The following is an 18662-nucleotide window of genomic DNA, read 5'->3' as shown; positions in this document are numbered from 1 at the left end:
AGGTCAGACCGAAGAGACAGACCGGTGTTGATGGTTGCGGTACTGGTGTGGCGGGTGTGCTGACTTCATGCCTGGCTTCGTGATGTCATGCCCCTGCCGACCATGTCGTCGAGCCGCCGAGTCGATGAAGGGCCCCGTAGATGCCGACCCCCCGCACCGCACTGCTCACCGCAACAGCCGCACTGGCGGCGGTGGTTGTGGCACCCGCACCGCCCGCCCTGGCCGCAGCCGTTCCGGCCGCCGGCGCCTACTACGTCCAGAGCGCCACCACCGGACTCAACGCCGCCGACGACGCCGGAGCCGTCGAACAGCACAGACCCAAGGGCAACGAGGACCACCAGCAGTGGACGCTCCGTGCGAGCGGTACTTCGTATCTCCTGGAGAGCACCGACACCGCGGGCTCCTGTCTCGGCCGCTCCGGCGACCAGGCCAGGACCGTCGCCTGTACGAGCGCCGACGCGGCCTGGGAGATCGCCCCGTCGGGCACCGACCAGTACACCCTCAAGGCCCCGGGAACCACCCGCTACCTCACGGTCGCAGCCAAGCCGTCCGGCGCCAACTACCCGGACCAGCTCGCCATCGGCGGATCGGGCAGCCTGGCCGCCTGGTACCTCACCCCGGTCGCCCCCACCGTCGCCCCGATGCCGTCCGCCGACCAGCGGACCCTGGACCAGGTCACGTTCCTCACCGCCCACAACGCCTACGCCAATGGCGTCGACGGCGGCTTCGCCCCACCCTTCGTGAATTTCGTGCCCAACCAGTCGCGCGGCATCAACCAGCAACTCACCGACGGTGTAAGGGGGTTCATGCTGGACATCCACCAGACCTCCGACGGCGCGATCCTCTGCCACAACAGCTGCACCCTCGTCGGCAGCCCGGTCGCGCTCTGGGTCGACCTCCAGCGGATGGTCGACTTCCTCAAGCAGAATCCCACCCAGGTCGTCACCGTCTTCCTGGAGGACTACGTCGACCCGGGCGTCCTGCGCGGTGAACTCGCCCGCGTCAGCGGCCTGTCCGACGTCCTCTACCGGCCCGACCAGACCGGCGTACGGCAGAACGGTTGGCCGAAGATCGCCGATCTCGTCGCCGCCAACGACCGGCTGCTGATCTTCACCGACCACAGCCGCTCCGCCGACCAGACCGCCGGGCTCACCCGGGACACCTTCGGCGTGATGTACCAGCGCGAGTGGACCGTGGAGAACTACTGGTCCATGGGCGGCGGCATCGGCACCTCCGACTGGTCCTGCTACAGCCGCTGGTACGGCGCCGACTCCAACACCCCGCTGACCCGCACCGAAGGCGCCTTCAAGCCCCTGTTCGTCATGAACCACTTCCGGGACGTGGCGATCGCCTCCACGGCGACGAACGACAACACCAAACTGGCCGACCGGGCCCAGCGGTTCTGCCAGCCGGCCGCCCGCAAGAAGCCCAACTTCCTTGCCGTGGACCGCTACGACCTGGGCAATACCGCTTCGGCGGTGGCCACGCTGAACACCTACGTGTATCCGTAGCACCAGAAATTGCTTGCAGGGCATCTACTGGAGAAGCATGAGGCCCGCTTCTCCAGAGACGACAACGGGGGACTCGGCCAGGGCTGAGACTGCATGGAGGCCCCGACCGGAGGCCCCGACCGCGATAGGCGGTCGGGGTTTTCTCCTCACGGGTGGGGGAGCCACTGGATCGGCTGGCCTCTGCTCCGTGAGGAGCTCAGGAAGGGGCTCGCTCATGCAGGGCAGGCGGGATCAGCATCCGCGTCTACCTGACGGTGTTCCCCCGAGGCACTCCCGGGCCGCGCAACGGGAGCGTCCGGCTGAGGACGAGGTTGGTGGTGGTGCTCCCGAACTCGGCCAGCTCGTCGACGATCTCCTCCAGATGGGCCATCGACGTGGCCGCCACCTTCATGATGTAGCAGTCGTCTCCGGTGGTGCGCAGGCACTCCAGGATCTCCGGGCGCTCCTCCAGCAGCCGGCGCAGCGGCTCGTGCCGGGTTCCCGGCCCCGGGTACTTGAGCCGGACCACCGCCATCACCGGGTAACCGGTCCGCTCCGGGTCCACCTCCGCACGGTACCCCGTGATCACCCCGGCCTCCTCGAGTCGGCGCACTCGCTCCTTGGTCGCCGACGCGCTCAGGTTCACCCGCCGTGCCAGCTCGGTGAACGGGATCCGGCCGTCCCGTTGGACTTCTGTGAGGATCGCCCAGTCCGTCGCGTCGAGACTCTCGGTCATGCGCCCATTTTACCGGCGGATCCACGGCTGAACCGCCCCTGAACAGGCGGGAATCCCTTCTGAGGACCCATACGTCCTGCCTAGGGTTGGGCCCTGTGAAGATCGGAGTGAACGTCCCCAATTTCGGCCCGGGCACTGACCCCGGAGTGCTGCGCGGCTGGGCCCGGACCGTAGAGGGCCTGGGCTTCGACCTACTGATGATCTCGGACCACATAGCCATCACGCCGGATGTCGCCGAGCGCTATCCGGCACCCTTCTACGAGCCCTTCACCACCTTGTCCTGGCTGGCCGGCCTCACCACCCGTATCCAGCTCGGCACGACGGTCCTCATCGCCCCCTACCGGCACCCGCTGCTCACCGCCCGAATGGCGGCCAATCTGAACGAGGTGAGCGGTGGCCGGCTGGTCCTCGGCGTGGGAGTGGGCTGGGCACGGCAGGAGTTCGCCGCCCTCGACATCCCGTTCTCACAGCGCGGACAGCTGACCGACGACCACCTGCGGGGCATCCGGGCCGCCTGGAAGGACACCGCTTCCTACGGAGAGCGCCGGATCCCGGTGTGGGTCGGCGGAAACAGCGACGCGGGGCTGCGCCGGGCCGTGCGACTCGGCGACGCATGGCATCCGCTGCGCCCCACCGTGCCATGGCTGCGCGAAGCCGCGGGCAGGCTGGAGACGTACGCGGACGAGCGGCACCTGCCCGTGCCCGCACTGGCTCCCCGTATCGCCCTGCGCCTCACCAAGGAACCGGTCGACGGAGCGGGACGGCTCGCCGGTGAGGGCACCATCGACCAGATCATGGACGATCTCGACCAACTGCGGCTGCTGGGCGCCAAGTCCGTCGTCCTCGACACCTACCCGGGCGACCCCCGCGCGACGTGTCACCCGCAGGCGGCCTGGCAGGCCCTCGCCACTGTGGCCGCACACTTCTACGAGCCCGGCACCCCGTCCCGCACCACGATGGAGCAGTCTTGACCACACCCGACGACCACACCCTCCTCCGACAGGCCATCTCGCTCGCGGCCGAGGCACGCGCGAGCGGCAACCCGCCCTTTGGATCCCTGCTCGCAGGACCGGACGGGACGATCCTGGCCGAGGAGTACAACACCACTCTCACCGACAACGACGTCACCGCACACCCGGAACTCAAGTTGGCGAGGTGGGCCGCAAGAGAGCTCGACGCGCAGACGGCGGCAGGCACCACGATGTACACCAGCTGCCAGCCGTGCGGGATGTGCGAGGCCGTCATCCAATGGGCAGGGCTGCGGCGAGTGGTGTTCGCCCTGTCCAACGAACAGCTCCTGGACATCAGGCCGGGCAGCGGCCGACTGCCCGTGCCGCAGGACGGTCCCGCGCTGCTGGAGGAGGTACGGGCCGCGGTCGAGCCCTACTACCGCTGACCGCCGGGCCGGGGAGCGGCGCCCGCCACCAGCGGAACGCACCTGGGTACGTTCGTCCTCCGAGGGAGCGTCGACATCGGCGTCACGGTTGAGCGAGCAGACGAGTGCGGGGGCAGCGGTGACAGCACACCTTCACCCGTCCACCACCCATCTGCAAAGGACACCAAAAGGCGGGTACGACATCGGCCGGGTGCCCGACGCGCATGCGAGACTCCGCCGATGACCACGGAAACGATCACCGCGGACGCCGCGGGCACCTGGAAACTCGGCGATCTCACCGTCAACCGGCTCGGATTCGGAGCCATGCGGCTCACCGGCAGCGCGGCCTTCCACCTCGGTACGGCCAGCGACCGTTCGCGGTCGCTGGCCGTGCTGCGGAAGGCCGTGGAACTCGGCGTCAACCACATCGACACCGCCGCCTTCTACTTCTCCGCGCTGCGCTCCGCCAACGAACTGATCAACAGCGCGCTGGCGCCGTACGGGGACGACCTGGTCATCGTCACCAAGGTGGGCCCGTACCGCGACTACTCGGGGGAGTGGGCGACCTCGGCCCGCCCGGACCAACTGCGGGGCCACGTCGAGGAGAACCTGCGCCAGCTCGGCCGCGACCACCTCGACGTGGTCAATCTGCGGAGGCTGGAGCAGGACTCCGTCGCCGAGCACTTCGGAGCGCTCGCCGACCTGCGTGAGGCCGGTCTGATCCGCCACCTCGGGATCTCCGGCATCGAGCCGAAGCACCTCGCCGAAGCGCGGGAGATCGCCCCGGTCGTGTGCGTGCAGAACCGGTACGCGCTGGACCGTCCGGACCCCGAGGGCGACGAACTCCTGCGGCTGTGCGGAGAGTCGGGCATCGCCTTCGTGCCCTTCTTCGCTGTCGCGGGCAGCGGCGGAGCCCGGGGCGCCGCCGACACCCACGACGACGCGGTGCTCGCCGTCGCCCGCGCGCACGGCGCGAGCCCCGCCCAGATCCGGCTCGCGTGGAGCCTGCACCAGGGGGCGCATGTGCTCGCCATCCCGGGCACGGGCAACCCGGACCACTTGGTGGACAACGTGGCGGCGGGCGGACTGCGGCTGACGGACGACGAGTTGGCCCGACTCGGTGCGTCACACCGGTCGTAATCGCCCCAAACACCTTGCCCCGGCCGGTGGTTGCATGTGCGTAAGAGCTTTACGTGAAACCCCGGCCGGGCCTCCCGGTGGCGTGGATCTTGTCGGTACGGTCCTGCCTTGTGTGCACCGGGATCCCTTCAACGCCCGGTCTACGCGCGCAGATTCGTCACCCGCACCGCTTTCCCCCAGCTCTCCCCCCACCCATGGAGGAATGCCAGATGTACGCCATCACCGGGTCCCGCCACAGATTCACCTCGGCCCTGGCCGTACTCGGCCTGATCGCCACCGGCGTCGCCGTCCAGGCCACCGCCGACGCGACCGCCGCGACAGCGGCCACCCCCCACCGGATCCTGTTCGACAACGCCCACGCCGAGACGGCCGGCAACGCCGACTGGATCATCTCCAAGAGCCAGCCCGACCCGCTCTCCGAGGACTCGGCTCCTTCCGACGAGACCGACTGGACGGGGGCGCTCTCCTCCTGGGGTGTCGCCCTCCAGGAGACCGGCGACTACAGCCTCAAGACGCTGGCCTCGGGTTCCAGCCTCGCCTACGGGGGATCCACTGCGACCGATCTGTCGAAGTTCGACACACTGGTGCTTCCCGAGCCCAACACACTGTTCACCACCGCCGAGAAGACCGCCATCATGAAGTTCGTCCAGAACGGCGGCGGCCTCTTCATGATCTCCGACCACACCGGGGCCGACCGCAACAACGACGGAGAGGACGCAGTCGAGATCCTCAACGACCTGATGACCAACAACAGCGTCGACTCGACCGACCCCTTCGGCTTCTCCATCGACTCCCTGAGCATCAGCTCCGGCTACCCGGCCGCGATCACCGCCGCGTCCGATCCGGTCCTGCACGGCACCTTCGGCACGGTCACCAAGAGCCTCATTGCCAGCGGAACGACGGCCACCCTCAAGCCCGCCGACAACTCCGCCGTGAAGGGCCTGCTCTACCGCTCCGGCTACTCGGGCAACACCGGCGCCTTCTTCCTCACCAGCACCTTCGGCAGCGGCCGGATCGCGTTCTGGGGCGACAGCTCCCCGATCGACGACGGCACCGGCCAGTCCGGAAACACCCTGTACGACGGCTGGAACGACACCGGCGCCACCAACGCGCCCCTCGCCCTCAACGCCACGGCATGGCTCGCGGGCGCGAGCGGCTGACGCAGGGGACCGCCACCGACGTACAAGTCCGAAAAGGGGAGGGCGGGCCCGGGGAAACCACCCCCGGGCCCGCCCTCCCTCGCGTCAGGCGCCCATGCTCAGCGCACCGGCGTTCAGCGCACCGGCGTTCAGCGCACCTGCTCCTTCAGGAACGGCACCGTGCTCTCCCACGCCCGGGTCGCCGACTCCGCGTCGTACACCGGGCGGGAGTCGTTGAAGAAGGCGTGGTCGGCCGGGTAGACGCGCAGATCCGGGGTGATACCGGACTGCTCCTTGACGGCCTCGTGAAGCGCGTCCAGCTTCTCCACCGGGATGCTCGCGTCGCGTTCGCCGTAGTGGCCCAGCACCTCGGCCTTGAGCCCGGAGAAGTCGGGCAACTCGCCCTGGATCACGCCGTAGAACGGCACGGCGGCGCTGACGCGCGGGTCGGCCGCCGCCTGGTGGAGCATGAAGCCGCCGCCCATGCAGAAACCGACCGAGCCGACCGTCTCGGAGGTGACCTCCGGCCGTGCCAGCAGATAGTCGACCGCGCCGGAGAGGAGCTCGACACCCTTCGACACCGGCAGGGCCAGCATCATGCGCAGCGCCTCCTCGCTCTCGTGCGCGACGTTTCCGCCGTAGAGGTCGGGGGCGGGGGCGACGAAGCGCTCCCGCGCGAGGCGGTCGGTGACGTCCGCTATGTGGTCGGTCAGCCCCACCACTCCTGGATGACGATGACGCCGGGTCCGCTGCCGGACGGCGGCAACGCCAGATAGCCGTGCGCGGTGGTGTCAGCGCTGGGAAACGTCACGTTCTGGTGGGAGGGGGGATCCGGTCGGCTTCGGCAGCTCGGACATGGCACTCAACTCCTGGAGGGGCAGCGCTCGGTGGGGGTGCGCCGCAGTCGGACTCCGACGCGATCCCCACCTTGCCACGGACGAATCCGCCCTCTGATCCCGGCCCCGGTATGCCGGGCAACAGCGTCTTCCCAGGCCGCGCGGTCCCCTCGCCGCGCTGGACCTGCGCCCAGGCGTCCGGCGCGAAGCGCGCCACCCCGTACGCCACGAGGCCCAGCCACCACACGGCGAACAGCCAGCCGCCGACGACGTCCGAGAACCAGTGGACGCCCAGATAGACCCTGGTCAGCCCGACCAGCACGCCCCAGCAGCCGACGGCGGCGGCGATCAGATACCGGCCGCGCGGCGCCCGTGTCCGGACGGCCAGGACGAGCAGTCCGGCGGTGATGGCCGACGTGGTGGTGTGGCCCGAGGGGAACGACCAGTGGCCGGCGTCCGTCGCCCAGTGCGCCGTGGCGGGCCGGGGCCGGGACAGCAGCGCCATCACCGAGAACCGCACCGCCTGGGCGGCGACCAGACAGACGAGACAGGCGGCGGCTGCCTGGATCCGCTGCCGTGCGGTCCGGCCGAGCAGGTGGCCGGCCAGGGCGACCAGGACGTACGGGACGAAGCCCGTGCCGGTGTGCGTCACCACGCGGGCGAGGGTGACGGCCAGGTCCGGGCGGTGGGCGAGTGACCACTCCAGCAGATCCCGGTCGCCGAAGAGGGTGGCGCCGCCCCGCGCGACGACCGTGACGGCGAGCAGGGTCAGCAGCACAAAAGCGACCAGGCTCCCCAGCGCAGGAGAGCCGGCCCTTGGTACGGCACGCTCATGGTTCACATCTGCTCGACGATCACGTCCCGGCGATCGTTCCCGGGACCCGTGGACGGGGAGCGGATCACACGTGCGGACACGGAGGTGACACACCCCGGGTGTTACGTATAACCTCACCCGTCAACCGCACGTGATGCGCAGGTCGGCCGGACAGGCCACCGCGCCACCACCCCGACAGACCGAGGAGAGCCGATGAGACGCATCGCCCTGGTCACCCTCGTCGTCGACGACTACGACAAGGCGATCCGCTTCTACACCGACGCGCTCGGCTTCCGGCTCGTCGAGGACACCCCGCGCCCGGACGGCTCCCGCTGGGTCGTCGTCGAGCCGGGCACGGCAGACACGTCCGCCGGGCTGGTCCTCGCCCGGGCCAAGGGCGAGGACCAGCGTGCCCGGATCGGCGACCAGACCGGCGGACGTGTCGGCTTCTTCCTGCACACCGACGACTTCGCCCGCGACCACGCCCGGATGACCGCTGCCGGCGTGACCTTCCTGGAGGAGCCGCGCCATGAGGCGTACGGCTCGGTCGCCGTCTTCCAGGACCTGTACGGCAACCGCTGGGACCTCCTCCAGCCCACCACCGACTGACCCATCCCACCGCACCACCACCTGCCGAGGAACACCGCACATGACCGCGTCCCCCGTCGACACCGCCACCCTCCGCCGCCTCCCCAAGGCCGTGCTGCACGACCACCTCGACGGAGGCCTGCGCCCCGCCACCCTGGTCGAGCTCGCAGCCGAGGTCGGTCACACCCTGCCCACCACCGATCCGGACGAGCTGGCCGCCTGGTACTACGAGGCCGCCAACTCCGGTGATCTGGTGCGCTACATAGCCACCTTCGAGCACACCCTCGCCGTGATGCAGACCCGCGAGGGGCTGCTGCGCACCGCCGAGGAGTACGTCCTCGACCTCGCCGAGGACGGTGTCGTCTACGCCGAGGTGCGCTACGCCCCCGAACTGAACGTGAACAGTGGCCTGACCCTCCCCGAGGTCGTCGAGACGGTCCAGGAGGGCCTGGCGGCGGGTATGGCGAAGGCCGCCGCCGCGGGCACCCCGGTGCGGGTCGGGACACTCCTGTGCGGGATGCGCATGTTCGACCGCGTCCGTGAGGCCGCCGACCTGGCCGTCGCCTTCAGGGACGCCGGTGTCGTCGGCTTCGACATCGCCGGCGCCGAGGACGGCTTCCCGCCCGCCGACCACCTCGCCGCCTTCGAACACCTGCGCAGCGAGAGCGTGCCGTTCACCATCCACGCCGGCGAGGCCCACGGTCTGCCCAGCATCCACCAGGCCCTCCAGGTCTGCGGCGCCCAGCGCATCGGCCACGGCGTCCGCATCACCGACGACATCGTGGACGGCAAGCTCGGCCACCTCGCGGGCTGGGTGCGCGACCGCCGGATCGCCCTGGAGATGTGCCCGACCTCCAACCTCCAGACGGGCGCGGCCACGTCGATCGCCGAGCACCCCATCACCGCCCTGCGCGACCTGGGCTTCCGCGTCACCCTCAACACCGACAACCGGCTGGTGTCGGGGACGACGATGACCCGCGAGATGTCCCTCCTGGTCGAGGAGGCCGGCTGGACGGTCGAGGACCTGCGCACGGTCACCGTGAACGCGGTCAAGAGCGCGTTCATCCCGTTCGACGAGCGCAAGGCCCTCATCGAGGACGTCGTCCTGCCGGGCTACGCCTCGGCGCTCTGAAGCAGTCCCCGCAGATAGGCGGCCTGGCCGACGTGCTGCAGATCGTCGGCCAGGACACTGACCAGTCGTACGCCGAGAGTGACCGGCGGGTCCCAGCGCTCGTCGACGACCCGCTCGAAGTCGCCCGCGGTCAGGCCCCGCAGGAACTTGAGGCTCTGCGCGTGCACCGCGTCGTAGTAGCCGAGCAGCAGGTCACCCGACTCCACCCGCACCCGGGCGACCTGCCGCGCGCTGTGGCCGTAGCCGATGTCGCCGGCCTCCAGTCCCAGTGCGAAGCGCTTCTCCCAGCCCTCGCTCAGCCAGACCTGGTCGAACCCGGCCGCCCCGGCGACATGGTCGTCCTGGACCCGGGTGAGGTGCCAGACCAGCCAGGCGACGGAGTTGGAATCGGGGGCGGGCCGAGTGTTGAGGAGGTCCGGGGACAGGCCGTCCACTGCTGCGTGGACCTCTTCCTGGATCCGGCCGTACGCGTCGATGAGAACGTCCTTGGCATCCATGCCACCCACCATAGGCACCGCGATGCCCACGGCATCGAGAAGGGGGCCGGCGGTGTCAGGCCTGCCGCTCGGGTCGCTCCAGCAGTTCCATCAGCGCCCGGGCCGCCGGACTCGTGGCCTGCGGCGGCGGCAGCATGGCGACCGTCTCGTACACCGTCTCCCCGGTGCCCTTCACGGGCAGTGCCGTCAGGGCCGCGCGCTTGTGCGCGAAGTGCCGGGGCACCACCGCGACGCCGAGCCCCTCACCCACCAGGTCCAGGAGGCTGTGCACGTCGTTGACCTCAAGGGCCACGGTCCGCCGTACGCAGGCGGCTGCGAACACCTCGTCCGTGATGCGGCGCGGCCCCCAGTCCGGATGGAAGTCGACGAACGCCTCACCGCCCAGTTCCTCCGGCGTCACCGCACCCGCGAGGGCGAGCGGATGGCTCGGATGGCACAGCACGGTCATCGGCTCGCTGCTCAGCGGTACGGAACGCAGCTGGTCGGAGTCCCCACGGGTGCGGATGGCGAAGGCCAGGTCGAGCCGCCCGGCGGCGACCTCGTCCGCGATCGCCTCGGAACCCGCCTGGCGCAGCCGGATCTCCACATCGGGATGACGCCGCCGGAACGCGGCGAGCAGCCCGGCGACATCCACCCCTCCGATGCACTGCTCCGCGCCCAGCGAGAGCGTCCCCCGCAGCACGCCCTGTACGGCGGCCACGGCGTCGTGCGCCGCCCGCACCCCTGCCAGGATGCGCTCGGCCTCGCCCAGCAGCGCCCGTCCCGCCTCGGTGAGCGTCACCCGGCGGGTGGTACGCACGAACAGCGGGGTCTGCAGCTCGCGCTCCAGTGCGCGGATCGAGGCCGACAGACCCGACTGGGACACCATCAGCCGTTCGGCGGCCCGGGTGAAATGCTGGTCCTCCGCGACCGCGACGAAGTGCTGGAGATGGCGTAGTTCCATGATTGAGAAGCCTAACCGCTGAATTCCATCGGATTCTCCTGTTGGACCACTGCCCGTCTCCGGGGGAAGAGTGGGACCAGACTGATCACATCCGTCGTGCCAACCCTTCTGGAGTCGCGTTGTACACCGCACACACCGACCGTTACGCGGACATGCCCTACCGGCGCACCGGACGCAGCGGCCTGAAGCTTCCCGCGCTGTCGCTCGGCCTGTGGCACAACTTCGGACCGGACCGTTCGGTCGACACCCAGCGGGCCATTCTGCGGCGCGCCTTCGACCTGGGTGTCACCCACTTCGACCTGGCCAACAACTACGGCCCGCCGCCCGGCGCCGCCGAGTCCGCGCTGGGTGAGGCCCTCAAGGCCGACTTCGCCCCGTACCGCGACGAACTCGTGATCTCCACGAAGGCGGGTTACCTCATGTGGCCGGGCCCGTACGGCGAATGGGGCTCGCGCAAGTACCTGCTCTCCTCCCTGGACCAGAGCCTGACCCGCATGGGCCTGGACTACGTCGACATCTTCTACTCGCACCGCCCCGACCCGGAGACTCCGCTGGAGGAGACGATGGGCGCCCTGCACACGGCGGTCCAGCAGGGCAAGGCGCTCTACGTCGGCATCTCCAACTACTCGGCGGAGCAGACCCGGGAGGCCGCCCGAATCCTCGCCGAGCTGGGCACGCCGCTCCTGATCCACCAGCCCCGCTACTCGATGCTCGACCGCCGCCCGGAGGACGAGGGCCTGCTGGACGCGCTGGACGAGCTCCAGGTCGGCTCCATCGTCTTCTCCCCGCTGGAGCAGGGCCTGCTCACCGGCCGCTACCTCGACGGCATCCCGGCGGACTCGCGGGCGGCGAGCGACAGCCCCTTCCTGAACTCCGACCGGATCACCGAGGACCTCGTGCAGCAGTTGCGCGCCCTCGACGGCATCGCCAAGACCCGCGGCCAGAGTCTGGCCCAGCTGGCCCTGGCCTGGGTCCTGCGCGGCGGCCGGGTCACCTCGGCCCTCGTCGGCGCGAGCAGCCCACAGCAGCTGGAGGACAGCGTCGCGGCCATCGCCAACCTGGAGTTCTCCGACGACGAGCTGGCCCGGATCGACGCGGTCATCAAGAGCTGATCTTTCCGCGCCCCTTATGAACGGAGCCGCTCCGCCAGCCGTACTGTCACGGTGTCACCCTCTTCCTTACCGATGGCTTTCCTGATCTCGGCCTTCACGGGGAGTTTGTGGGTGCCGTCGCCCAGCGCCATGAACGAACTGCGGAAAGGGTGCCCGTCGATCGTCCCGCCGACCTTGACCAGGCCGCGGGTACCGAAGAACGTGGCGGATTCCGGCCAGACCAGGTAGGTCCAGCCCCCGGGTGCCGGGCTTTTGCGCAGTACGGCTGTGAATTCCTCGTCGATCTTGTCGACTTTTTCGCTGGTGGCCATGGGGCCCTCCATTTCCAGTGGTCTTCGCTCTTGAGACCACTGGGAAGTGGAAAACTCATCGCGAATCCCATGATCTTCGAGAATCTCCGTAGATCCTGCGGCAGGAAAAGAGACTGTCCCGTCGGATTCCGGTCCATACCTGCCAGGAATATGCCAGGAGAATGCCTGGAAACTGGCTGGAAAGGCGTGGTGACAGAGTGTCAATAGTGAAGACACTTAACTGGTAGAACGCTGCACCACTGAGTGACCATCGAGTGACCAGCACCAACGCGTACAGCGAGCGAGTCGCACGGAAAGCGAGGCACGGCCGGCGGGCGATCGGGGGAAAGATCGTGCACGACGAGTTCCTTTGCCATGTCACGGCGTACGGCGTCTGCGCGGGCCGACGTATCGGCGTACCGCTGGGTACCTACCGCGCACCCACCCTGGCGCTGGCCCTGTGGTGGCTGCGGGACCGTGCGAACTGGATCGCCGAACGCCTCGATCCGCAGCCCGACGAACCGTACTTCCCCCCGAACTCGCTCATCCCGGTGACCGCCACCACGCCCGACGTGCCCGGCCTGCTGCGCACCTGGTCCATGGACCCCTATCAACAGGAGCTGGTCGCCGACGAGTTGGCGGCCGGCCGGCTCGTACGGATCGCCACGTACGACGAGACCGCCGAGTACGAACTGCTCGCCGAGTCCGTGGACGCTCTGCGGATGCAGCGGACCAACCCGGCACTGGTCGTACCGGTCGCCTAGCCGCCGAGGCCGCCGTAGTCCCTGCGGCTGGCCAGGCGTATATGCGGACGAATCGCTAGAATTCTGGTCATGGTAGACCGCTCGGTCGCGCCGACCGCGCCCGAACTCGTCCTGGAGACGGAGACGGGCTCCACGGTGATGAGTCCGGGCCGCGACTATCACGTCGGACGCGACCCGCTCAGCGAGATCGTCATCGACGACGCCCGCGTCTCGTGGCACCACGCGGTGCTGCGGCCCGGGACGGACCACTGGACGGTCGAGGACGAGAACAGCACCAACGGCACATACGCCGACGGCGTGCGCATCCACGAACGGGACGTCGGACCCGGCAGCGTCCTGCGCTTCGGCAGCCCCGCCGACGGTCCGAGAGCCGTCCTCGTCACCCCACCCCCGCCGGACGGCGAACGCCCCTCGGCGGTCTCCATGCCGGCCATGACCGGCACCTTCCGCCGGCCCACCACCGTGCGGCCACTGTCCGCCCGTACCGTCCGCATCGGCCGCGGCGCCGACAACGACCTCGTCGTCGACGACCTCGTCGTCTCCCGCCGGCACGCCGAACTGCGCGCCCGACCGGACGGGACGTACGAGATCGTCGACCTCGGCAGCCACAACGGCACGTTCCTCAACGGCGCGCCCGTCGCCCGGGCGATCGTCGCTCCCGGTGACATCGTCGGCGTCGGCCACTCCGCGTTCTGCCTGGTCGGCGACCAGCTCCAGGAGTACGTGGACACCGGCGAGGTGTCCCTCGACGTCCAGGACCTCACCGTCGCCGTCGACCACGGACGCAAGACACTCCTGGAGGGCGTGTCCTTCCCGGTGGGGGAGAAGTGCCTGCTCGCGGTCGTCGGACCCAGCGGCGCCGGGAAGTCCACCCTCCTCAACGCCCTGACCGGCCTGCGCCCCGCCGACCACGGCACGGTCCTCTACGACGGACGTGACCTCTACCGCGACTACGCCGAACTGCGCCAGCGCATCGGCCTGGTCCCGCAGGACGACATCCTGCACGCCCAGCTGACCGTGCGCGGAGCCCTCACCTACGCCGCCGAACTGCGCTTCCCGCAGGACACCGCGAAGGCGGAACGACGGGCCCGCGTCGACGAGGTGGTGCGCGAACTCGGCCTGGAACAACGCGTCCACCAGCCCGTGCACAGCCTCTCCGGCGGCCAGCGCAAGCGGGTCAGCGTCGCCCTGGAACTGCTCACCAAGCCGTCGCTGCTCTTCCTCGACGAACCGACCTCGGGCCTGGACCCGGGGATGGACCGATCGGTGATGCACATGCTGCGCGGCCTCGCCGACGACGGCCGGACCGTCATCGTCGTCACCCACAGCGTGCTCAGCCTCGACGTCTGCGACCGGCTGCTCGTCCTCGCGCCGGGCGGCAAGGTCGCCTACTACGGGCCGCCCCAGGACACCCTCGCCTTCTTCGGGTACGAGCAGTGGCCCGAGGCGTTCGAGGCCTTCGAGCGCGACCAGGAACGGGACTGGGCGGGGGAGTACCGCGTCTCACCGTTCCACGGGCAGTACATCGTCAACTCGACCGCCCAGCCCCGGCTGTCGAGGTCGGGCCCGGTCGACGCCGCCCCGCCCCCGCCCAAGCCACAGAGCTGGGGCGCCCAGCTGAGCACCCTGGTCCGCCGCTACACGGCCGCGCTGAGCGCCGACCGCACCTTCCTCGCCATCATGGTCGCGCTGCCGTTCGTGATGGGTGCGATGGCCCGGGCACTGGCGGGCAGCAGGCTGACCCAGGAGACGGCGATGAACGCGCTGCTCATCCTGTGTGTCGGCGGCGTCCTGACGGGGGCGGCCAACGCCGTGCGCGAACTGGTCAAGGAACGCGTGATCTACCAACGGGAACGGGCCGTCGGGCTGTCCAGATCGGCGTACCTGATGTCGAAGGTCGTCGTCCTCGGGACGATCACCGTCGCCCAGGCCGTCGTGCTGACCCTCGTCGCCCTGCTCGGCGTCGATCTCGGCGCACCCGGCGGGGAAGGCGTGTTGATGCCACCCCTCGTGGAGCTCACGGTCGCCGTCGCGCTGCTCGCCTTCACGGCGATGATGCTCGGCCTGCTGGTGTCGGCGCTCGTCCGCAAGGAGGAGGTGACGATGCCGCTGCTCGTGCTGCTGGCCATCGTCCAGGTGGTGTTCTGCGGGGCCCTGCTCAAACTCGACGGTGTCCCCGGCATCGAACAGCTCTCCTGGCTGGTGCCCTCCCGGTGGGCGCTCGGCGCGATGGCGGGCACGATCGGGCTGTCGCGGATCGTCCCCGGCGAGCTGACCGGCGACCCGCTGTTCGAACACTCGGCCGGGGTCTGGCTGCTCAATGCGGGGATGCTGGTCGTGCTGTCGGTGGTCTTCGGGTACCTGGTCCTCCGGCTGCTGCGGCGCCACGAACCGGCCGTCATGCGGAAGTAGAGGGGGTGGGTGAGATGACGTCCCCGGGATACCAGATCTCCGGATTCCGGCCCACGCACGTCGTCCCGCAGGACGGCCTGGCCGCCTGGGACGCGCCCGACCCGTCCCGGCCCACCGTGGCCCTCGACGCGCTGCTGCCGGTGGAACTGGTCGAGCGGCGCGGCGACTGGGGGCACGTCCGGTGCGCGAACGGCTGGTCCGCCTGGGTCGACGGACGGCTCCTGGTCGCCGTACCGCAGGACCCGCCCGCCGCCGGCGCCCCACTGGCCCGCACCGCCGACCCACGCCCCCTCCTGGCCCGTGCCGAACAAGCGCTGGCCGGCTACCGCGGGGCCGTGGAGGAGTTGGTCGGGGGCGCACTCGACCGGGAGGCGTTCCGGGGGCGTACGCGGGGACAACGGATCGGGATCGTCGTCGACGGCGAGTCCGTGTGGCTGTACGACGCCGAGCACGAGCGGTGGGTGTACACCGACGGCACGCGGCTGAGCACGTACGCCGCCGACCGGGAACCCGCCGCCCCCGAGCGGGAGCCGACGCAGGTGGTGCCCGACCTGGGCCACGCGCCCACCCAGGTCGTCAGGGACGACGGCGGCGGCATGGGCAGCGGTGGCGGCTGATGGGGCGTGACCCGGACCACGACACGCGGTCGCACGCGGGGCGGCCCTCCGACCTGCTCGGGAAGCAGATCGCCGGGTACCGCGTCGAGGAGGAGATCGGCCGCGGCGGCATGGCCGTCGTCTACCGGGCCAAGGACCTGCGGCTCGACCGGACCGTCGCCCTGAAACTCCTCGCCCCCGAACTCGCCCGCAACGACACCTTCCGCAAACGCTTCACCCATGAGTCCCGGGTGGCCGCCGCGATCGACCATCCGCACATCGTCCCGGTCTTCGAGGCCGACGAGACGGACGGCATCCTCTACATCGCCATGCGGTACGTCGAAGGCAGCGACCTGCGTCATCTCCTGGACCGCAAGGGCCCGCTGCCGCTCCCCACCGCCATCCGCATCGCCGCTCAGGTCGCCTCGGCGCTCGACGCCGCCCACGAGCACGGCCTGGTCCACCGGGACGTCAAACCCGGCAACATCCTGGTCGCCCGGGGCACCGACACCGACCACCCCGAGCACGTCTACCTCACCGACTTCGGCCTGACGAAGAAGTCGCTGTCGCTCACCGGCTTCACGACCGTCGGCCAGTTCGTCGGCACCCTCGACTACGTGTCGCCCGAACAGATCTCGGGCCGCCCGGTCGACGGCCGCTGCGACGTCTACGGCTTCGCGTGCGTCGTCCACGAGATCCTGGCGGGCCACCCGCCCTTCCAACGCGACGACGACATGGCCCTGTTGTGGGCCCACCAGTACGACCAGCCACCACCGCTGACCGAGCAGCGCCCCGAACTCCCGTCCGCGGTCGACCCGGTGTTCGCGAAGGCCCTCGCCAAGAGCCCCGACGACCGCTACGACTCCTGCCTCGACTTCGTCGCCGCCCTCCGCGCGGCCTCGACAGGGCCCGTGCACGTCGGTCACACCCCCACACAGGTGGTCCGACTGCCCGAGCCCGGTGAGGAGCGGCCACCGAGACCGCCGGCCTGGGCGCGCCCGGTGTTCACCCGGCAGGGCCACCGGCGCTCGGGGTAACCGGACTTCGGGCGGGTGGATTCGGCGTCACCTGTGCCCGAACCCGCCCAACGCCACCCGCCGTGCGGACACCTTCCGGTACGAGATCCGCCGGCCCCCGTCTACCCGGACCACTGTGTCGTCGTACGTCACCGAGCCGCAGGTGCCGTCCGCCATGGCGCCCAGTCCCTTGGAGTGGTGAACACCTCCGCAGTGCGGTCGAGGTGTCCTTCGTCGACGAGATGACCGTGCGGTGCGATCAACTCCGTGACGGTCAGCCGGTCTTCGACGGTCAACGTCATGAGGGTCACGCTCCCACGGCCGCCAGAACCACGCCTAACGGGTTTCGACCTCGCCCCGCCGGTGCACCCGCCGGGCCAGCAGTGCCCCCAGGAACCCGGTGACCAGCCCCCAGAGCAGCGCGAGACCGAGCGCGCCCCACAGCTGGGGGCGCAGGAACAGGCTGCCGGAGAGGTTTCCGCCGAGGTCGCCGATGCCGAGCACGGACAGGCCGTAGTGGGCGGAGATCCGGCCGATCAGGCAGATCATCAGGACGGTCAGCGCGAGCGCGACCGCCATGTGCACGGCGTGCTGCCAGGCCCGCATCCGGGCCGGTGAGCGCGCCGCCATCAGGAACGCGGCGGCCAGCAGCAGCACCGCGTCGACGGCCACCAGCCACCACACCCTGCCGTCGTAGCCGGAGAGGGTGTCCAGGTTGAGCGTGGCGGTGTCCGGGGTGCGCAGCACCTCGTCGAGGACATGCGGCATCGGCAGCCCGAAGGGACCGTCGACTCGCCCCTCCCAGGTCGCGCCCAGCCCGGTGGTGAGGGCGAGCCAGACCAGGTTCGGCATGCCCAGCAGGACCAGCGCGAGCGACTGCGCGGGCTGTCCGCGCGTCACCGCCACGACAAGCCCGATCACGGTGCCGAGGGCCACGAAGGCGAGCAGCAGCACGACCATGGCGTACGCGGCCGGACGCACCGACTCCTGGAAGCGCAGCAGACGCGCCGGCAGCGGGGCCCCGCGCGAGACCAGCAGGGCCAGCGCCAGTACGCCCGCCAGCCACAGCAGACCGGCGAGGAGCGTCGGCGGTACGTCGGTCGTGAAGCCGATCCTGGGTGCGGCGCCGAAGACGTCGCCGATGTCACCCAGCGTTCCGTCGCCCAGCGAGACCGCGAAGGTCTGCCGGGCCGCGAACGCCAGACCGGTCAGGCCCAGCAGCCACAGCACGGCGATGCGCGCCGCCCAGCCGGCCAGCTCGGGAGCCCCGGCGACGGCCCGGTGCCGCAGCGGCCGAAGGAAACCCGCACCGGTCACGAGCGCCCCGACCAGTGTCACCGACAGCGGCATCACGGTCAGGCCGCCGGCTGTCTCGGCCAGGTCACCGGCGTCGCCGGTGAGTTCGACACTGCCGCCGACCGCTGTCACGACGGTGGCCGCGACGACCCGGGGGAACGCGCCGTCCGGCAGATCGCCCGCACCGGCGGCCCACAGCCCCAGCCCGGCGGTCAGCACCATGGCGCCCAGCCCGGTCAGCACCGCGGCCAGGGCCTGTACCCAGCCGTGCCGGGAGACGGTCCGCTCCTCGGCGAGCACCGGCACGGGAGCGGGGGTTCGCGTGCTCACCCTGCCACGCTAAGCAGCACTCGGGCGGGGCGCCTGTCGGGAGGAGCGGGGGCGTCCGCTTGCGGGCTCCCCGGGGCCAGGGCACACAATGGGAATGTTGTGGAAGAAAGCGGCGCGAATCGGAATCAATGGCCGCAGAAGCCCACGTCGGAAGAA

Annotated in this window: 17 protein-coding genes and 3 pseudogenes; 12 read left to right on the top strand and 8 right to left on the bottom strand. The window is 70.3% G+C overall.

Translation table 11 applies throughout. From position 1 onward, the window contains the following. Nucleotides 1-140 precede the first annotated feature (140 nt). Nucleotides 141-1511: a PI-PLC domain-containing protein gene (locus OHN74_RS02160; protein WP_327692779.1), complete on the top strand. Its 1371-nt coding sequence runs from the start codon at nucleotides 141-143 to the stop codon at nucleotides 1509-1511. A gap of 244 nt (nucleotides 1512-1755) precedes the next feature. Here the strand turns inward: OHN74_RS02160 and OHN74_RS02155 are convergent, their stop codons facing one another. After that, the gene (locus OHN74_RS02155) at nucleotides 1756-2226 is read right to left on the bottom strand and encodes an Lrp/AsnC family transcriptional regulator (RefSeq protein ID WP_327692778.1); all 471 of its coding nucleotides are present in this window, start codon (nucleotides 2224-2226) and stop codon (nucleotides 1756-1758) included. A 95-nt stretch (nucleotides 2227-2321) separates the two neighbouring features. On the opposite strand from OHN74_RS02155, the gene OHN74_RS02150 reads away from it, so the two are divergent. From OHN74_RS02150 to OHN74_RS02135, 4 genes and pseudogenes are all read left to right on the top strand, one after another. After that, nucleotides 2322-3197, top strand: a complete 876-nt coding sequence (locus OHN74_RS02150) for an LLM class flavin-dependent oxidoreductase (protein WP_327692777.1) — start codon at nucleotides 2322-2324, stop codon at nucleotides 3195-3197. Then, entirely contained in the window at nucleotides 3194-3622 is a 429-nt protein-coding gene (locus OHN74_RS02145) for a nucleoside deaminase (protein WP_327692776.1), read from the top strand. The genes OHN74_RS02150 and OHN74_RS02145 overlap by 4 nt, the downstream gene beginning before the upstream one ends. Nucleotides 3623-3841: 219 nt before the next feature. After that, nucleotides 3842-4741 carry an aldo/keto reductase gene (locus tag OHN74_RS02140; RefSeq protein ID WP_327692775.1) on the top strand — a complete coding sequence of 300 codons (900 nt, stop codon included), beginning with the start codon at nucleotides 3842-3844 and terminating at the stop codon, nucleotides 4739-4741. Nucleotides 4742-4950: 209 nt separating this feature from the next. Next, a pseudogene (locus tag OHN74_RS02135) lies at nucleotides 4951-5898 on the top strand (hydrolase); the annotation flags it as partial. 131 nt (nucleotides 5899-6029) lie between these two features. On the opposite strand, the pseudogene OHN74_RS02130 reads toward OHN74_RS02135, so the two are convergent. Together OHN74_RS02130 and OHN74_RS02125 are read right to left on the bottom strand one after the other, a co-directional pair. Then, nucleotides 6030-6737: pseudogene (locus tag OHN74_RS02130) on the bottom strand (dienelactone hydrolase family protein). Nucleotides 6738-6990: 253 nt separating this feature from the next. Beyond that, nucleotides 6991-7221: pseudogene (locus OHN74_RS02125) on the bottom strand (phosphatase PAP2 family protein); the annotation flags it as partial. A gap of 522 nt (nucleotides 7222-7743) precedes the next feature. Between OHN74_RS02125 and OHN74_RS02120 the strand changes: the two are divergent. Then, nucleotides 7744-8139 (top strand): VOC family protein, encoded by a 396-nt coding sequence (locus OHN74_RS02120; RefSeq protein WP_327692774.1) that lies wholly within the window; start codon nucleotides 7744-7746, stop codon nucleotides 8137-8139. 40 nt (nucleotides 8140-8179) lie between these two features. Beyond that, entirely contained in the window at nucleotides 8180-9250 is a 1071-nt protein-coding gene (locus OHN74_RS02115) for an adenosine deaminase (RefSeq protein WP_327692773.1), read from the top strand. Here the strand turns inward: OHN74_RS02115 and OHN74_RS02110 are convergent. Together OHN74_RS02110 and OHN74_RS02105 are read right to left on the bottom strand one after the other, a co-directional pair. Beyond that, nucleotides 9232-9747 (bottom strand): mycothiol transferase, encoded by a 516-nt coding sequence (locus tag OHN74_RS02110; protein WP_327692772.1) that lies wholly within the window; start codon nucleotides 9745-9747, stop codon nucleotides 9232-9234. The two genes, OHN74_RS02115 and OHN74_RS02110, sit on opposite strands and share 19 nt — an antisense overlap. A 55-nt stretch (nucleotides 9748-9802) precedes the next feature. Next, nucleotides 9803-10690, bottom strand: coding sequence for a LysR family transcriptional regulator (locus tag OHN74_RS02105; RefSeq protein WP_327692771.1), 888 nt, complete (start codon nucleotides 10688-10690; stop codon nucleotides 9803-9805). A gap of 119 nt (nucleotides 10691-10809) precedes the next feature. On the opposite strand from OHN74_RS02105, the gene mgrA reads away from it, so the two are divergent. After that, nucleotides 10810-11802: an L-glyceraldehyde 3-phosphate reductase gene (mgrA, locus tag OHN74_RS02100; protein ID WP_327692770.1), complete on the top strand. Its 993-nt coding sequence runs from the start codon at nucleotides 10810-10812 to the stop codon at nucleotides 11800-11802. Between the two features lie 14 nt (nucleotides 11803-11816). On the opposite strand, the gene OHN74_RS02095 is transcribed toward mgrA, so the two are convergent. Continuing rightward, nucleotides 11817-12113, bottom strand: coding sequence for a DUF1905 domain-containing protein (locus OHN74_RS02095; protein WP_327692769.1), 297 nt, complete (start codon nucleotides 12111-12113; stop codon nucleotides 11817-11819). Nucleotides 12114-12445: 332 nt separating this feature from the next. On the opposite strand from OHN74_RS02095, the gene OHN74_RS02090 reads away from it, so the two are divergent. The 4 genes from OHN74_RS02090 to OHN74_RS02075 all read left to right on the top strand — a co-directional run bounded on the left by OHN74_RS02090 (nucleotide 12446) and on the right by OHN74_RS02075 (nucleotide 16901). Next, a complete protein-coding gene (locus OHN74_RS02090; protein ID WP_327692768.1) occupies nucleotides 12446-12856 on the top strand; it encodes a hypothetical protein in 411 nt (136 codons plus the stop codon). Between the two features lie 69 nt (nucleotides 12857-12925). After that, entirely contained in the window at nucleotides 12926-15268 is a 2343-nt protein-coding gene (locus tag OHN74_RS02085) for an ABC transporter ATP-binding protein/permease (RefSeq protein ID WP_327692767.1), read from the top strand. A 14-nt stretch (nucleotides 15269-15282) separates the two neighbouring features. After that, complete coding sequence (locus tag OHN74_RS02080) at nucleotides 15283-15885, top strand: hypothetical protein (protein WP_327692766.1); 603 nt, start codon at nucleotides 15283-15285, stop codon at nucleotides 15883-15885. Beyond that, nucleotides 15885-16901 carry a serine/threonine-protein kinase gene (locus OHN74_RS02075; RefSeq protein WP_327692765.1) on the top strand — a complete coding sequence of 339 codons (1017 nt, stop codon included), beginning with the start codon at nucleotides 15885-15887 and terminating at the stop codon, nucleotides 16899-16901. The genes OHN74_RS02080 and OHN74_RS02075 overlap by 1 nt, the downstream gene beginning before the upstream one ends. Nucleotides 16902-17029: 128 nt before the next feature. Here OHN74_RS02075 and OHN74_RS02070 read toward each other — a convergent pair whose 3' ends face one another. Then, a complete protein-coding gene (locus OHN74_RS02070; protein ID WP_327692764.1) occupies nucleotides 17030-17182 on the bottom strand; it encodes a hypothetical protein in 153 nt (50 codons plus the stop codon). Between the two features lie 34 nt (nucleotides 17183-17216). Next, nucleotides 17217-18506, bottom strand: coding sequence for a streptophobe family protein (locus OHN74_RS02065; RefSeq protein WP_327692763.1), 1290 nt, complete (start codon nucleotides 18504-18506; stop codon nucleotides 17217-17219). Between the last annotated feature and the right edge of the window lie 156 nt (nucleotides 18507-18662).

It is taken from the genome of Streptomyces sp. NBC_00459, from assembly GCF_036013955.1.
Taxonomy (GTDB): domain Bacteria; phylum Actinomycetota; class Actinomycetes; order Streptomycetales; family Streptomycetaceae; genus Streptomyces.
Note: the sequence above shows the minus strand (reverse complement) of the source record. Positions and strands in the feature narration are given on the sequence as shown.

Excerpts from the sequence above, each read along its gene's own strand:
- OHN74_RS02110 (WP_327692772.1), bottom strand. The coding sequence starts at position 9,747 with ATGGATGCCAAGGACGTTCTCATCGACGCGTACGGCCGGATCCAGGAA.
- OHN74_RS02105 (WP_327692771.1), bottom strand. The coding sequence starts at position 10,690 with ATGGAACTACGCCATCTCCAGCACTTCGTCGCGGTCGCGGAGGACCAG.
- OHN74_RS02140 (WP_327692775.1), top strand. The coding sequence starts at position 3,842 with ATGACCACGGAAACGATCACCGCGGACGCCGCGGGCACCTGGAAACTC.
- OHN74_RS02120 (WP_327692774.1), top strand. The coding sequence starts at position 7,744 with ATGAGACGCATCGCCCTGGTCACCCTCGTCGTCGACGACTACGACAAG.
- OHN74_RS02080 (WP_327692766.1), top strand. The coding sequence starts at position 15,283 with ATGACGTCCCCGGGATACCAGATCTCCGGATTCCGGCCCACGCACGTC.
- OHN74_RS02160 (WP_327692779.1), top strand. The coding sequence starts at position 141 with ATGCCGACCCCCCGCACCGCACTGCTCACCGCAACAGCCGCACTGGCG.
- OHN74_RS02115 (WP_327692773.1), top strand. The coding sequence starts at position 8,180 with ATGACCGCGTCCCCCGTCGACACCGCCACCCTCCGCCGCCTCCCCAAG.
- OHN74_RS02095 (WP_327692769.1), bottom strand. The coding sequence starts at position 12,113 with ATGGCCACCAGCGAAAAAGTCGACAAGATCGACGAGGAATTCACAGCC.
- OHN74_RS02070 (WP_327692764.1), bottom strand. The coding sequence starts at position 17,182 with ATGACGTTGACCGTCGAAGACCGGCTGACCGTCACGGAGTTGATCGCA.
- OHN74_RS02155 (WP_327692778.1), bottom strand. The coding sequence starts at position 2,226 with ATGACCGAGAGTCTCGACGCGACGGACTGGGCGATCCTCACAGAAGTC.
- OHN74_RS02085 (WP_327692767.1), top strand. The coding sequence starts at position 12,926 with ATGGTAGACCGCTCGGTCGCGCCGACCGCGCCCGAACTCGTCCTGGAG.
- OHN74_RS02075 (WP_327692765.1), top strand. The coding sequence starts at position 15,885 with ATGGGGCGTGACCCGGACCACGACACGCGGTCGCACGCGGGGCGGCCC.